The organism is Pseudoalteromonas luteoviolacea, assembly GCF_000814765.1.
Lineage (GTDB): Bacteria > Pseudomonadota > Gammaproteobacteria > Enterobacterales > Alteromonadaceae > Pseudoalteromonas > Pseudoalteromonas luteoviolacea_H.
Genome location: NZ_JWIC01000006.1, coordinates 40,669 through 55,894, shown reverse-complemented (window position 1 = coordinate 55,894; position 15,226 = coordinate 40,669). Strand labels below are relative to the sequence as shown.

Genomic DNA, 15,226 nt, shown 5'->3' with positions numbered 1-15,226 from the left:
ATGAACCTTGTGAAGGTTTAACATTTTATCATTTATTTATTGTCTAAAACATGCCAAATACACTCTCAAAATATGCCAATACCCGCGTAGGAATCATAGGCGGTGGTATTGGCGGTGCGACTATCGCATTGAAATTAAGCCAACAAGGCGCTGATGTATTTCTTTTCGAAAAAGAAAGTAGCTTAGTCAATGGTCCGCCAATGTGTCACCTGCACGCAGGCGGTAATTTATATAGAGAAATATCAGACCAACAATGTATTGATCTTTTAAAACAATCGATCAACACAGCAAAATTATATCAAGAGGCCATTGATTACAGGCCAACAATCGTCGCGGTGCCCTCTCATGATAACGGAGAGCCAAATGACGTTATATCAAGGCTCACGGTGCTTCAGCAGGAATATCAGAGACTCATCGACGCAGACCCAACAAATGAAATGTTAGGTCCCGCATCTGAGTACTTTAGATTGTACCAACGGTCAGATATTGAACGACTCTCGCAATTGCCCGTACCAAGTCAGCCAAAAACGCCTGATGAATGGATGGTCGCTTTTGCCAAACAAACCGATTTAACCCAACTTAAGTTTCCCGTTTTTCTAGTACAAGAATATGGCATTAGTGTTTTTAGGCTAGCGGCGTTGACCAGTCTGGCACTAGAAAATAGCCCAAATTGTGAACTATTAACAAACACGCAAGTTACTTCAGTGGCACAGAACAGTGCTGAAAAATGGGTCGTAGAGACTAAACGTTCAGGCGCAGCTGAGACCTTTGAAGTTGATTACTTAATTAATGCATGCGGGTTTAGAACTGGCACTATCGATGACATGGTAGGACTTAAACCAAAACGTATGGTTGAATTTAAAGCGGCTTACATAAGCCGCTGGGAAGACCAACGGTATAATTGGCCCGAAATCATTTTTCATGGTACTCGAGGCACGAAAAATGGTATGACTCAATTAACCCCTTACCCTAATGGTTATTTCCAAATACATGCCATGACACCTGACATAACCCTTTTTGATGAGGGTTTAGTCTCGTCAAAGCAAGGAAGTGCCCAACCTGAACTTCCGAACAGATTTATCAATAAAGTGAATCATCAATGGGACGAACAAGTCATTCACGAAAGAACCACCAAGGCCATTAAAAAAGTTGCAGGCTTTATCCCTGCCTTTGATAGTGCAGATGTTGGCGGTCGCCCGATGTATGGCGCACAGCAAATACCAGGAGATGATGCAACGTTAAGGGTTGCCGATGTCGCTTTTCAATCGAATAGCTATGCTCGATGTGAAATCGTCAAGGCCTCATCAGCCCTGCCAGCTGCAAACACCATTATTGACAAGCTATTTGAGCTCGGTTTGTTATCCAATAGGTACTCAGCCCACTGTCAAAGTGCTTTCGTTGATACATCTATGACAAGTGACATAACTGAGCAACAAATTGCGCAGCGAGCAGAATACCTTGCACAGGAACGTGGCTTTCCTGCTGATCTAGCAGGGCGAACAATGCCTGCTGTTGGGTAAATAATATAAACGGCTCTAGGTAATACGAAAACCTTTAGCCGTTACTCCTCTGTGAAGTGTCAGATGCCTCATCGCCCTATCCTGCGGTAAATAGAAGTTGCTTGGTTAGATGGATAAACATTGCCTGTCCCACAGTACTTCAACAATACTTTTGCCGGCCTCATAATACTTCCTCCATAACGAGCTAAATACACCGTATTCAACAAGAGCAAAGCCACAGAAAGCAGGCATGCTTGAGGTTATGAGGCACGATAAAATACCTTTGAAAACGGTGTGTCCCTTAGAAGTACTAGTCATAGAATAAGAGGCAGGAAAACATGTAGATAAATCAACATTTTTTCCTGCTATTGCAATCGGTATTGTGGCTGACAGCTTAGATATTTTGGCGCAAGTAGTTATTTAGCTCGGTAATATCAACACTATAAATATTCATTAGACCATTGTGTACACTGTCCTGTCGCTTGAGCAATTCATTGTAATTCTTTACAGCTTTCACTTCAGGGTTGTTATCACTTGAGAAAAATAAGGTATTACCGTCCGCTGATAGAATGGGATCTGAGTCCATCCTGCGCGAGTTTATTTTATTGCCTAAGTTTATCGGCTGCCCCCACTTACCGTCCTTTTGTTTAACCGATACATATAAATCATAGTGTCCTAAACCACCCGGCCTCATTGACGTGAAAAACAACAACTTTCCGTCAGTAGAAACTTCAGGATCTGCGTCACTGACCGTAGAATTAAGCTCTGTGATCTCAATCGGCGCTTGATATCCATCAGGATGATACTTAGAAATAAAGAGATCGACATTGCCCGTAGACCCTTTGATCATAGATGAGAAGTAAATATCTTTATTAATATGCACAGTCGGGTAGATCACATTATGATCTCCGTTAATTTTACCAGGTACCAACTCAGGCTGGCCAAATTTATCGCCATCAAAGCTTACTTGCCACATTTTAAAGATATCTTTTTTCGCACCTTCTACGGGCCTTCTGGAGGTAAAATAAAATGTGTTACTGTCTTTTGAAAAATACGGATTAGTGTCATGAAACTCGCCACTAAACGGCAGTAATGTTGGGGTCTGCCAAACCCCTTCTTTTTTATGAGTCATGACGAGCGCGCTGTGTGAAAACCGGGCCAATGCCCTAACAAACGCAAATTTTTTGCCATCGGGAGATAAGCTAGCACCATACTCAAATTGACTCGTCGATACTGTATTTGGTGCGAATAAACTCGGTTCTAGGTTGTTTAAAATTGTTGCTAACTTATCATCAGCGTGTACAGACCATTGAGCAGAAAACGCTGACATCAATAACGCTACTTTGACTACTTTTATATTCTTTATCATATAAATATCCTTTCTTGCTTTAACACATTTTATGTTCTTTTTAATAATTAAATGTGTGTTGAATCGAGCTACTAGAAAACAACTCTGTCCTTAAAAAATTTTTACCAATCATTTTTACTAAAACTTAAAAACGACTAACCACAAGACTAATGAGTATGCAGGGGCTTTTTAGAAAGTAACTATGTGCCTGTCCTGAAATATTATTTTTCTCAAAAGCAATCGGCTTCAATTTTTGGGATCTGTTCTGCATAGCTGATAACACGCTCTGAGTAAGCCGACATGCTCCCACCTAAAGGTCATTGCAGGTTTTAAACTATGCGAAATCTGTTTGCCTTATACTGAATCCAAATATGAGCAAAAACCAAGCCTTCATCACTCACAAGCTTCTATGTCGACAACTCTTCCTGATGGAACGCTGCTCTCATCAAGCATGGATTAGCTTACTCCTTGCGCAGGTTTATCTTTAACCCCCATGATCAAAAGCCACAAACAAATTCCTATTTCCCCCAATGAAGCTGGCAATTCGACAAACAGAGGAATAGCGACACTTGGAAAAAGAAGGTACCCAAAGAATTTTATCAAATATCCAAAACAGCCTATCATCAACAAAATTCCGAATATCTTAGGAAGAAACCCCGACTTATAAACAAGGTAACCAAAAGGAAACAGCCAAAGACCCCAAAATATCTGAACTACTGAAATCCCATTATTGTAAGACCTGAGCAATAGCATCACTTGTGTATGTATTTGCTCGGTATCGACTGCTTTTAAATATTCAGCTCCACTAAGAAGTGTTAGCACGTCAACTTTATTGATCATATTGAAAAGAGAAATAGGAACGCTGACAACAGCGAGTGCAATCATGAGAAAAGCGTAGTTTTTATCAACTGACTTAAATAGTTTGTACAAAATAAACGGCAGTACAAAAAAACTTATATAGCAGAGTACCCCACTCACAATACCTAATCTGAATAAGAACTCAGAATTAAGAATGTTATTAACCGTTACTGCCGCATCTCCCCATACTATAAGCTGAGATGGTACATAAATAAGGTTAAATATCCCTGTTAAAACGACTGCCAGATAAAATAACCCAGCGAGTCTTGCGATACTTTTTTTAGACACGACTCTTCCTTAATAAACTAAACTTGTTGAGCATAAATACTCAAAACTAACGGCTTACAATGCCAATTAAGGCAATAAGTAATTGATTTCAACATCATTGAGCGAAATGGATCCGAGTAAAGCCAATACGGACCCTACTTTGAGGCTTTGTTAAACGTTGGATTCTTCTGGCCACTTCCAAGCAAGCCAAACAATTACCATAGTCAAAATTGACTCAACGACGGCATACATTTTATAAAAATACCAACCCACAGCATAAGCAAGGAACATAAGCATAACTGTCATTATTAACCCAACTGTTATATTCAATAACCTATTGATTTTTGCTGGTAATAATACGGATAAGCAGATCATCAAGCTCGTGACCAACATTATCGAAGACAACCCAAGCAAAGCTGTTTGATCTCCAGCTCCAAAAATAGTAGTCCCGTTGATCATCGACTCGATTTTTGTCGGTGTATAAAGCTCGAAATAATCACAATAAATGTAAAGTGACATAACAGCTGACCATAGAGCACATAGCTTAATCTTGATATTGACCTGATACTCAGAAAGCTCTGACATTGTTCAAATACTCCTTATTTTGCTTCAAAACCACAGCGTATCTCGTGCCGCATAATAACGACTATTCATATACGCACTTGATTACATAAGACAATAACAATAACCTAACTCTTTGTAACCACCTTGGAAACAATTAGAAACAATCAAACTAACTCGGCCCTTCTATAAAAAATGAAATTTAACCATTTTTTGGGCTGCACATTTAAAAAAACAAAATGAACTTGCAATGAAACTCTCGTTTTTTCTATGTGTTAGCCCTTATGCAAGCGTACATTGTTCCACTTAACCACCTATACAGATTGTTACAATTCCATATCCATTTTTATTATATAAATGCATCTAAGGAGAGAGGTTTTCAATCAAAAGAATGTGAAAAAAAACTTAAAAAAATTAATTTTAAAACCAAAAAATAAATAGCCGGAAAGACTTAATATATAAATAAAGGAAGCATAAAACGATCACATACTCAGTAAAATCGACATTATTAGAAACTGAGACTTTAGCGACCAATAAAACTAAGGGGCAATAAAGTGAATGCCGTTTTCATGAGGCAAAACCATCTTATTTTGTACTTTTTCACCCCACCAATTATGTTGTCGTATTATTTCCTAAATAATTAGGACTCTTAACCTTGTGTGTTCAAACCAACAATCTGTCAATCACTGCTGAACAAGATTGGAGAAGCATCGTCGAAAGCTAGTACTTATGTATGAATACTACTTATGTAAATCAACAACAGGCTCTACTTTACCCAGCTTTTTATGGTTGGACGATTGCGTAAAATAACTTCTAAACATTCATTGGGGATCATGATTAGGTGGGGCCAATCGTCATCTCTTCCCACAAAAAAGTAAGTGGACTTTCTTTGTGCCAACCATGATCTTTTACTTTATTGATAGTCAATATTAGGGGGGATTGCGTTATACCTCTGTCAGCCCACGCTCATCAACGCAACGAAAGCCTATTCGTGATTAATATCACCTCTGATTTGATACTTAACACTGTTCTTTTTTCTGGAAAAAACTCTCTAAGCCTCCAAGATAAGGCAACTAGTTATATACTTCCACTTTCAACAGGTATCTACTAACTTTCAAATACCATATAGCCGCCTAACGCCTATGTGAGCCGATAAACTCGGGTCTCAAATTTCTAAAAATCCAATTGTTCATTCTTTGCGTCTACGACTTGATTATGTAATATTTTCAGAGCAAGTGAAGTGCATTTTTGTACTCAAAGAAAGCTGCTCATCGTTAAACTTTACAGTATGAATCTCTCCAGATATGGACTTTAGCTTTGCATCAAAACCATGACCATTTTCTGCTCGTGCTAGAATTGCAGACACTGCTTTTCCTGTTAGGTAAAAGTACTGGGTATCTTTCACTTGTACTTTAGTTAATTTCTCGCCATTAACATAGAGCTCCAAGGGGTAATCCACCTTAACATATGAACTGTTATAGACCCCGGGAAGAATAAACTCCAAAACATGACGCTCTTTTTCAAAACCATAACTTTGTTGCAATTCAGAAAGCTCATAGCCTTTTCCTTTATAAGAAAAGTTAGAAGAAATAGTCACAGTTAAACCCGGTGGAATTTCAACGGTTGAAGTTTGCCATAATAAACAGACAGAACGTTTAAAGTCAGGGCTCCAATAACCGCCATATGGAAGCGCTATACTATTAAAGCTAAAAAAAATGAAATTTATAAAAACAAGTTTATACATAAAGTTGCTACCCAAACCGCATTAATACGCAATACTATTTTATGAAACTAAAAATCTGACCCCTCTAGTGATTTTAATATCCATAACGAACAGTTCAAATGCATTCCCTAGAACATTCTGGTTTCATGAAGTGTATCATCCACAAAGTCCATTGCTAACTCAATGATATTTCAATCAAATGCTTCTCTCCCTTCCTCAAAGAGTAGTCTGCAACTTGTATCAATCTCATCAAGGTAGCGAATTCTATGTCATACATTTTGACCCATATACCTAAATGCGTATGGCGGTCGTTCTAAAATCAACAAGTAGCATTGGCACGAACTTTCATTGTTATCTCTGACATATAATACCTAAAGAAGCCTGGGAAAATGGCTGATTAAACTAAACAACAAATAAGGCACAAACCTACTGCTTCGTAATCATGGGGGATTTAACGTGTCATATCCCTAGTAACTTAAGATCTTGCCAAACATCCTCATAACCATCAGCCAACAAAAACCTATGCCCCGGAGGCAGAGATAAGTATGGTAGAACTTGTGGTAAGTACTGATTAACGTGACTTACATGCAAAGGTTTAAAAAAGTCAGGGTCATTTGGCAGCGCTTCCCCACACCAAATATACCATCCACATGTGCCATTTTCAGCTTTATGCCTCAAACCATTTATTGGTTGTTTGCCAATTGTTTCAATCGCAATACCTAATTTATCGCTTTTGAAGCATGGAACATATTCAGCTTTGAACTTTGAACAAATTTCCCGTTGATTAGTCATCAGATCCCCAAGATATATAATTTTGACTGTTCCGCACTGCCTATACTCCATAACAGAAGCAACGGTTTATTAAATAACACGACTAAACAGCCCCGCGATTTGCTTTAACGCCACTATAGCCATGTCATAATAATTAGAACCTGACTCGTCTTCTCGCATTTTTTTTCGTCTACCATCTTTGATTTTTCAAGCGATGAAAGAAGAACTTATTTAATCTCACTCTTTCGATGATTTTTAAACCATATAAAAGAATTGGGTTGAACAAAATTACAGTGTCCATGACAGTATCGTTCACAAAAAATAGGCTAAAGAATGTTTAACCTAATTTAGTTGCAAGGCTGACCTAATAATTATAAATCCGCTCCCACCGCCTTATTTCCCCCTTTTTCTGTGTCGATTACCGTAATTGTTCTTTGAATAAACCTTTTAAATGCTTTTTCGGGAATGAATGGAGTTTTACCAGTTACATTAAACTTTTCCAGAATCTCATTGACTTGAATATCATTCATTATTCTGTTTTCACTCCACCCTTTTTGGTGGAGCTCTTTAACTTTAGCTATCCATAATAATGTATTTTTTTTAAATTCAACAAGCGATGACTTTCTTACAGGACTGCCATGACCAGGAACAATCAGAGTTTCATCATCGCCTAGTTTTAAAATAGCATCAATCGCCTCGCTAAAACCAATGGTTCCCCCTGCATAAAACGTTGGGTGCCAACTGCTATCGAATACATCTCCAGCAAATATCACATTACTTTTTTTGTAGTAGTAAATGTTATCTGTTGCAGAATGGGACTTCACATTTATATGCTCAAGACCTTCGATCTTGGGTAAGCTCTCAACAAGTACCCCACCTTTTTTTATAAAATATTCATTACCACCGGTATGGTCGGAATGTGCATGTGTATTCAATACAAATTGAATAGGTTTCTCAGAAATTGTACGAATAGTTTTGTCTAGTTCCACTAAATGTTCACTACCAGGCATAGGGTCTACTAACACAATACCATCTTCTAAAACTAATACCCCTATACTCGTTCCATACTCTTTTCCACTCAAAATATGAAGCTGTTCAGATATTCTTTCAACACTGATACTACTTGATAAAGCATCAGCGTTAAAAAATAATAATGAGATAGATGCTAAAATAGAGAACCTTTTCATAAATCTTCCTTTTAATATGTTAAAAGCTCTATCGCTATGTAGAGCCTGAATGGCTGATATAAATAACCGACCTAATTAAGAAAATAATGAGCTAAATGATAGGGTCCAACTTTAAATTGGCCTCATTAACTTAGCTTTTTACTTTTATAATAGTATTAACCAAAGAGAATCTTTAAAAATAGTACATGAAATGATTGGGATATGTACCAAAAAACCTATTTTTTACCAAAGTAAAACTAAAAACCTGATAGTTCAGCCTTCGTGCACTGAGCGAATAATACAAAGATAGTACTGCAAGTACACTATAAAGAAGTGACACAGCTATGGCTAAGATAGTTAGCCAAAATCCTTTTAAAAGGATAATTTCAAGCCCTGCATTAAAGATAACAGGGAATAAGCTGAAAATAAAAACAATAGCAACTACGTATTGAATGCGTTTTTCAAAAAAAATTATCCAAAATTAAAATATAACGCTGTGCTAAGCGATACAACGAAGCGGCTAAATGTAGCACAAGCCCTTCGGTTTCTATCCCTTTTTTAGCACAATTTTATAAGCTATTTGACAAATCATTAGGAGGCAACTTTGGAGGTGGTGGCGGTGCTTGTTTTGCTTTTTCAAATTTAAGTAGTTCACTTAATTTATAGTAATCAAAGTTGCCACAAAAGATCACTGTCTTTCGGTCTTTCCTAGTTGTATTGTACGCTATAAATATTTCTACTTTATCTAGCAGATCTTCTGGGATCCCCAAGTTAGAAATATAAAAGTTACCTTTATAGGTTCGATCTTCTCGTATATCTAAACTAAACTCAAACTTTCCTTTAACACGCGCAGTGATACTACTCAAATAAACGTTACCCTTTTGAACCGGAGACAGGATTTCAAAGTATTTTAAGCTGGTATCAAAACCATTATAGTCAAGCACTTCTGTAGCAAACGGTGAAATCACATGCTCATCTTCACATGCCAAAACACTAATGTGGAAAAAACTAAGTAATATAATTATAAAGCTTCGCATAACCATCCAAATAAAAGACCCAAGCTTTCGACAAAAAAACGTAAACCCTCGACTCCACGCCAACTATTAAATCAGTTATGAGCGCCAGAAATTAAGCTCCAGATTGTATTTTAATACAACACCCCTTACCCACTCGTGAATGATGTAGTGTCCCTTTAAATAAAACCCTATTTCAGGGATTAAAAAACCAAAAAAGTTAAAATTGTATAGATTATTTACTATATGTAAGAATTTTTACCGATTAATAATTTGGCACTATTAAAACTTTAAAGATACTTAAAAACCCACCATCACACCAAAGTTTATTTTAAAGTTAACACCTAAAAACATAATCTAAGGAAAATTAATAATTAACTCTAGATTGCGCATTATTGTTATATACCTTCGTAGAAGCTTGATTTAGAATGAAGATAAACGCCACTTCCATCCTCTTTCCACCCTTCTCTCATTGTTGATATCCAAGCTTTTTTACTACGATTACCATAGTTACTATTAAGGCTAGGATCGATACGAAGATTAACTCCAACCATGTTTCGGCTATTTAGACAATCCATACCCCCACAAATAAACCACCAACCGTTAATCTGGAAAATATCTTTTTTTTGGCACTTTGTTTAACAGGCTACCAGCTATGCTAGAAAAAAGTTTTCCCAGTGTTTCATCTAGTTTGTTATATAGATCGCTTAGTTACTTGTCGTTAACTCGTTCAAGCCCTTTCTCCCCCATTTTATACTCTCTGTAGAATTTACTTATGTGCTCAATGATGTATTTATCGCTATATTCTTTGTTAGTTTTACTTTTATAGAAGTTATAAGCTGATTTGCAGAACTGTGACGCTTCAATTATTCCTTTCTCGGGTATCTTCTTACCGCCGTAGGTATAGCACAAATGGTATTTCGCCTCCATATTTCCTTTTTTAGAGGATTCTAACCAATATTCTTCTGCTTTGCTGTGATCAACTTTCACTCCTAACCCATTCGAATAAATGTAACCAATATTAGATTCAGCAATTGACTGGAGCTGAATAACTTTTTCTTTGCTAGGTGCAGAAGTTGATATCAATTTATTCCAAACAACGAGTGCATTAGAGTATTGCTGAACCGAAAAGTATTTTTGCCCTAAGGTTAATAATTTTTCCGCTTCTTGATCAGTAATGTCACTCCCTAGACCTTCCAAAGGAATAAATAAAAGTAATAGTAATTGTATTTTTTTTCATTATTTTTCCACGAAACTCGTTTATCGAGTAAAAATCATTGGGTAAGAAAGAAGAAATCAAGCATTATATAATGCTTTTATCCACATATAAGAAACAGTGGCTTATTATTATATTAATTAAACAATTTTATCGAAAAATAAAACAGCCCTTTAATACGCACGTTAGTTACCTAATCGTAAAGTATAAAGCGCTTTTATGTCGCTATTACAGCTGTAGCTTTTACTGTCATTAATAGAAAAAGAAAGACTTGATAGCTCACCAATACCAAACCCTAAACCTCCATCAAATTGGCAATGATATACTACATGGACTATACCATCTTCAATAAACGCCGTATTAATAAATAATTTAAACGTGGTATTCTCCCTCATAACGATGAACTCCCCCCCTTCAACTAAATTGAATTCAACAGATTCATTTGATGAAGAGATCAAAAGCTTATCGCCCTCTCCTAAAGAAGCATAGGATACGACTAACATTAAACAGAAGACTATCCATTTCATTATACTCGCCCTCACTTTATACAACTAACACGCTCATATACAACAAACTACCAAAACGTTTGTCAGGCTATGCTGACGCTTAATCATACCCCGCAAAAAACTTGACGTTACATGTCGAATTGCTCGCTTTATTATATGTTGACCTTACCTCTAGACAAAATAATTGCGTTGTTTCACTGCTAAACAAGAGATTTAGTTTCTCCAATACTCAACTTCCGTATTTGCTACCTATGCAACATCATCAAACGGAGTCACAACTGAATCAAAATCTATGTCTGTAATATCTATATCGGGTGGATTTATGTTGTTTCAACATTAATGCAACCACTGTGAATACCTCAACAACTTCGGTCTATCCTTGACGGTAATTAATAGAAATAAACTTAATTAAATTTCGACTCACGCTCATAGCGCTCCTCAGAAGCCCCACATAGCCTTAAGCGGTGAGTAATAGTTGGCCATAATGCGAAGCAAAACCAACTATTACAACCTGACTATAGAACTGGCTAGGTTTTAGTTATTAAGCGGAACCTTGGTTCCTACTCTATTATTATATTCTTGGATGCAGGAATTAGGCATCGTTGAGATGTCGTTATTTCCTACAGACTGACGCACACGATTATATACACCATCGGTGCCCTGAATTTCATATACGATAGCTGAGCAACCATTTGTATTAAAGTCAATTTCGTAGTTCTTATCTTTCTCGAATGAGGTTGTTATAAAGGAACCACAAGACGTACTAACTCCCACACCGCTATGCTTTTTATAAATTAAAAAATTGTTAGGCTTACCAGCTTCAAAATAAAACTCTTTAGCATTAGCGGCATAGTCCCCGTATGTCCACAAAGGAACACCCACCTTTTTTGACTTAATAAAACTACCATGCATCTTTGCATATAACGACACTCTATTTTGTCCATTTTCACAGTTAGGGGTCTCGAAGCCAACCACTAAAGCCTCTCCACCGTGATGGCCTGAGGCAACGAACCTGACTTTAGCTCTGTCCCCAGCGGTCGGTTCATCATACTCAACCGTTGTTGTTGCACAACCCGAAACAAGAAAAGACACAATTAAAAGTTTGGTACAGACTTTAAACATTTATACTCCAAAAATCTAATGCCTAAATATACAGCGAAAAATAGCAGACTAAATTAAACGAAAAATGGGCGCAAACCTGCTGTTTTTGCGCCCATAACTTAATTAACTTGTTAGGTGAATACAGCACCACAATTATGTTGTGATTTTATTATTTGCCCACGTTTACAACATTCAAAACACTGGTACACGAATTCATAAGGGAGTAGCCATACTTGGACCGTACTCCAGCCAGTTTAGCGTTGTTTAACAACAACACCTGAATGAACCAATATACTCTTGTGGCATCACGGACATTTAAAAATCACTGGCATATTTAGCCAAAACAAGTTAGCTGATAAAAAAGATGCCAAGCATTAATCATTGGACTAACACTTATTTAAGATATCTATCCCGACGATTCACTTAACATTTGCCTAAGTGGCGCAAAATAGTTGCGCCAAGTAAGCGAAAAAAGAGCAAAAAACCAACTAAATTTTGCTCCGACATAATAACGAGTTAGGTTATCTATTCGAGAAGTTGGCCTGGTAAGAATAGTTAGCCAATTCTTCAAGGGCTGTTTTTTCATCAACTTTATCTAAGCTTTGTATTCTTACAGTCATACCGTTTGAAGTATGATGTCTTGTACTAATCTTCAAATATAGCTTTTCACCTTTTTGCAACGAGAATTCTCTATTAAGTGTTCCATCATCGAATTGTGCAAGACCCTGAAAAGCACCAATTTTGTTTTTACCTTCCTTTACATTTATCCAAGTGAACCCCTTCATACCTAAATTTGCGACATGGTCTTCATTTAAATAAACTTGTGCATAAGCACCCAGCGCAAATTTACTAAACTCTCTATAAACGTAAACTACAGGCTCATCCCCTTCCGGTATAGGTGCATCTTTAAGTGATGGGCCCATTGCAACACAGCCACCCAGAAAACTAATAAGCAATGTGATAAATAAAACTTTTTTCACGTAAAACTCCAAAATTACATTTATAAAAACTAATATCTAAAAAAGAAAATATCTAATTGTCACTGCTTATGCAGTAATAACCAGAGCCTAAGCGGCAAAAATCGTTGAATAAAATTAGTGATGAAGGAGCACAAACCCAATGGTTTGCGCTTTTTTGGTTTAGGTGCTTGTTATGCAAAAGCTACTGCCACTTTCCTTTTCCTGAATAAACTTGTTCACCATTATTATCAAAAATTTGGAAAGTACCATTGTTTAATATTCTGTATGTTTGATTCTTGGCTTTAAACCTGTAGCCTTGAAATGCGCATGGCGTAGTGCCATCTGAGCAATGAGTGTGAAAAGTTTCACCATTAATTCGTTGCTCACCGCCGGTTCCATGCTCAAGTATATTCAAAACGACATTATCGCAGCCGACAACGCCCTCTTCACATAACTCAGCAATGGTTAGCTCATATTTTTCAGTAATTAACGTTTGAGCTAGGGCGCTGGCTGACATAAATAGCATTATGAGAAATAGATTTATACGCATGATTTTCCTAAATCATCAAACGCCTTTATTAATAGGCCATTTGCGGCGGGCTATAATATGCGATAAGAGAGGAAAAGCCAACTATATTTAGCCCTTACCAGCTACTCAGTTATATAAATGAAACAATTAAAAACCTTTACTATATTTTTGTTGCGCTTTTATCATACGTTTTTTGTGCATATCTGCTCTGTGTTTTAGTTCTGACTCGGATAGCTGACTTACGTGCCCTTTTGCTTCAACAAACTCATACACGAATATTGTCTTCCCTATTACCTCTTTTAACCTACTTTCTCTATCTAAAACTTGAAACCTATCTGTCAACTCTGGGACTCTCAACTGATATGTATCACCTTCATTTGATTCAACAATAAGACCTAAATCAAATACATTGACGATTGTCACTTCAAACTTCTTACCCAATTCTGGAATACTAAACAATAGAGTCACCTCACGCCGCCACTGGGGGCAAATACTGCTTGGCTAAACAAGTGTAGCGAAGCGGAACCGAACCAAGCTTTCACAGTCCCGCGCTTAATTGGTTAGTTATGTGTTTTATCCAACTTCACCATGTGAAATACCAATAATTTTAAAACCGCCATGTTCTTCGATAAGATAATAAGACAAATGACCGTAGTCATCTTTAACATCTAGTTCAACTAAATAAACGCGCTTATTTTCTACTTTAAAATTGCTTTTAGTATACAAGCTTATTTTATAAGGCTTATCGTATTCATAGACATTGAACCAATTCAATATCCATTTATGCTCATCATCCGTTATACAGCTAAAATCTGAGCACGCTTTTACATAATTAATAATTATTTGGGCCAGTTCAGTGGATATTGTAGCCTCAACTTTGACTCCATGAAAGTTTCTATATTTTGAAATAGATTGCGTAGGTGAGCAAGCAACCAGATTGAAAATAAGTATAAAAATGAGTGTACGAGCCATCAATAAACACCTGAGGTCACAAGCCAACGGCTAAAAAAATTGGCTAGAATTTGTGGTGTACGAACAAAGACAGGTGTGATTTATCCACATGTGCAACCTTGTCATATACCCTGCCTTGCAAGTGTGCTCAATGCGTTTAACTGACTTTCCAAATCACGAAGATATCGGGTGTTTCGCATACTGCACTGATTCACTTCGCCACTCTTTCCTTCAAACACCAGATATTCCTCATTTAAAGTAAAAAACAACGAACAGCGACTATTTCTCTGAACGACCTCTTCTAGCTCAAAAACGTCCCCTTTGTACTTTTCATTCACTCTCAAAGTTGCAGACATATTGCCTTTACCTCCAAGCATTTGGGTACTAATAATACGACCAAGGTACACTTTTTCTGCATTTGACACATATTGACCAACATTAAATTCCATACATTTACATGCCGTAACAAGTGGAGAAACTACCAATAATAAGCAAGCAATCAGATATTTCATAAGGGTATATGACACCTCAGTGAGAAAACAAAATTGGACAGAAGCGTTAGACTGATAAATAACGGTTCCAGTCAGCGCTTAAATTGAAAAACAAGAAACTAAGACCGACTTAAAACTCAATAACGCCACTGTACCTAAAAGCTGATTTAAAGAAAAGGCTTGAAGTAAAAGCGGCATTCAAGACAGCTATTTACAGTGTTCCAGCCCCCTGAAAACACCACAACAACACCGCTCCCAGTGACAAAG

Annotated in this window: 16 protein-coding genes; 1 reads left to right on the top strand and 15 read right to left on the bottom strand. The window is 37.0% G+C overall.

The genetic code is table 11. The features are described 5' to 3' along the window. Nucleotides 1–50: 50 nt before the first annotated feature. Nucleotides 51–1,520 (top strand): FAD-dependent oxidoreductase, encoded by a 1,470-nt coding sequence (locus JF50_RS11720; RefSeq protein ID WP_039609665.1) that lies wholly within the window; start codon nt 51–53, stop codon nt 1,518–1,520. Nucleotides 1,521–1,893: 373 nt separating this feature from the next. On the opposite strand, the gene JF50_RS11715 is transcribed toward JF50_RS11720, so the two are convergent. The 15 genes from JF50_RS11715 to JF50_RS11645 form a co-directional block, all read right to left on the bottom strand. Continuing rightward, nucleotides 1,894–2,868, bottom strand: a complete 975-nt coding sequence (locus JF50_RS11715) for a PD40 domain-containing protein (protein WP_039609664.1) — start codon at nt 2,866–2,868, stop codon at nt 1,894–1,896. A gap of 435 nt (nt 2,869–3,303) precedes the next feature. After that, nucleotides 3,304–3,993, bottom strand: coding sequence for a DUF4386 domain-containing protein (locus JF50_RS11710; protein WP_039609663.1), 690 nt, complete (start codon nt 3,991–3,993; stop codon nt 3,304–3,306). Nucleotides 3,994–4,143: 150 nt separating this feature from the next. Next, nucleotides 4,144–4,557, bottom strand: coding sequence for a DUF6326 family protein (locus JF50_RS11705; RefSeq protein ID WP_039609662.1), 414 nt, complete (start codon nt 4,555–4,557; stop codon nt 4,144–4,146). Nucleotides 4,558–5,746: 1,189 nt separating this feature from the next. After that, nucleotides 5,747–6,277 carry a hypothetical protein gene (locus tag JF50_RS11700; protein ID WP_039609661.1) on the bottom strand — a complete coding sequence of 177 codons (531 nt, stop codon included), beginning with the start codon at nt 6,275–6,277 and terminating at the stop codon, nt 5,747–5,749. A gap of 438 nt (nt 6,278–6,715) precedes the next feature. Continuing rightward, a complete protein-coding gene (locus JF50_RS11695; protein WP_039609660.1) occupies nt 6,716–7,048 on the bottom strand; it encodes a hypothetical protein in 333 nt (110 codons plus the stop codon). A gap of 350 nt (nt 7,049–7,398) precedes the next feature. Next, the gene (locus JF50_RS11690) at nt 7,399–8,214 is read right to left on the bottom strand and encodes an MBL fold metallo-hydrolase (protein WP_039609659.1); all 816 of its coding nucleotides are present in this window, start codon (nt 8,212–8,214) and stop codon (nt 7,399–7,401) included. 548 nt (nt 8,215–8,762) lie between these two features. Continuing rightward, nucleotides 8,763–9,230, bottom strand: coding sequence for a hypothetical protein (locus tag JF50_RS11685; RefSeq protein WP_039609658.1), 468 nt, complete (start codon nt 9,228–9,230; stop codon nt 8,763–8,765). 687 nt (nt 9,231–9,917) lie between these two features. Continuing rightward, nucleotides 9,918–10,406: a sel1 repeat family protein gene (locus tag JF50_RS11680; RefSeq protein WP_039609657.1), complete on the bottom strand. Its 489-nt coding sequence runs from the start codon at nt 10,404–10,406 to the stop codon at nt 9,918–9,920. A 201-nt stretch (nt 10,407–10,607) separates the two neighbouring features. Further along, a complete protein-coding gene (locus JF50_RS11675) occupies nt 10,608–10,949 on the bottom strand; it encodes a hypothetical protein (protein ID WP_152614533.1) in 342 nt (113 codons plus the stop codon). 513 nt (nt 10,950–11,462) lie between these two features. Then, on the bottom strand, nt 11,463–12,050 hold the full coding sequence (locus JF50_RS11670) for a hypothetical protein (RefSeq protein WP_039609655.1): 588 nt from the start codon (nt 12,048–12,050) through the stop codon (nt 11,463–11,465). A 500-nt stretch (nt 12,051–12,550) separates the two neighbouring features. Further along, a complete protein-coding gene (locus tag JF50_RS11665) occupies nt 12,551–13,009 on the bottom strand; it encodes a hypothetical protein (protein ID WP_039609654.1) in 459 nt (152 codons plus the stop codon). A 181-nt stretch (nt 13,010–13,190) separates the two neighbouring features. After that, a complete protein-coding gene (locus JF50_RS11660) occupies nt 13,191–13,538 on the bottom strand; it encodes a hypothetical protein (RefSeq protein ID WP_152614532.1) in 348 nt (115 codons plus the stop codon). A gap of 126 nt (nt 13,539–13,664) precedes the next feature. After that, a complete protein-coding gene (locus JF50_RS11655; protein WP_039609652.1) occupies nt 13,665–13,976 on the bottom strand; it encodes a hypothetical protein in 312 nt (103 codons plus the stop codon). Nucleotides 13,977–14,090: 114 nt separating this feature from the next. Then, nucleotides 14,091–14,489: a hypothetical protein gene (locus JF50_RS11650; protein WP_039609651.1), complete on the bottom strand. Its 399-nt coding sequence runs from the start codon at nt 14,487–14,489 to the stop codon at nt 14,091–14,093. A 101-nt stretch (nt 14,490–14,590) separates the two neighbouring features. Next, nucleotides 14,591–14,980, bottom strand: coding sequence for a hypothetical protein (locus JF50_RS11645; RefSeq protein WP_152614531.1), 390 nt, complete (start codon nt 14,978–14,980; stop codon nt 14,591–14,593). Nucleotides 14,981–15,226: the final 246 nt, after the last annotated feature.

Bases quoted from the DNA above. Each gene is read 5' to 3' on its own strand.
- JF50_RS11720 (WP_039609665.1), top strand. From the start codon at position 51: ATGCCAAATACACTCTCAAAATATGCCAATACCCGCGTAGGAATCATA.
- JF50_RS11715 (WP_039609664.1), bottom strand. From the start codon at position 2,868: ATGATAAAGAATATAAAAGTAGTCAAAGTAGCGTTATTGATGTCAGCG.
- JF50_RS11705 (WP_039609662.1), bottom strand. From the start codon at position 4,557: ATGTCAGAGCTTTCTGAGTATCAGGTCAATATCAAGATTAAGCTATGT.
- JF50_RS11700 (WP_039609661.1), bottom strand. From the start codon at position 6,277: ATGTATAAACTTGTTTTTATAAATTTCATTTTTTTTAGCTTTAATAGT.
- JF50_RS11695 (WP_039609660.1), bottom strand. From the start codon at position 7,048: ATGACTAATCAACGGGAAATTTGTTCAAAGTTCAAAGCTGAATATGTT.
- JF50_RS11690 (WP_039609659.1), bottom strand. From the start codon at position 8,214: ATGAAAAGGTTCTCTATTTTAGCATCTATCTCATTATTATTTTTTAAC.
- JF50_RS11685 (WP_039609658.1), bottom strand. From the start codon at position 9,230: ATGCGAAGCTTTATAATTATATTACTTAGTTTTTTCCACATTAGTGTT.
- JF50_RS11675 (WP_152614533.1), bottom strand. From the start codon at position 10,949: ATGAAATGGATAGTCTTCTGTTTAATGTTAGTCGTATCCTATGCTTCT.
- JF50_RS11670 (WP_039609655.1), bottom strand. From the start codon at position 12,050: ATGTTTAAAGTCTGTACCAAACTTTTAATTGTGTCTTTTCTTGTTTCG.
- JF50_RS11660 (WP_152614532.1), bottom strand. From the start codon at position 13,538: ATGCGTATAAATCTATTTCTCATAATGCTATTTATGTCAGCCAGCGCC.
- JF50_RS11650 (WP_039609651.1), bottom strand. From the start codon at position 14,489: ATGGCTCGTACACTCATTTTTATACTTATTTTCAATCTGGTTGCTTGC.
- JF50_RS11645 (WP_152614531.1), bottom strand. From the start codon at position 14,980: ATGAAATATCTGATTGCTTGCTTATTATTGGTAGTTTCTCCACTTGTT.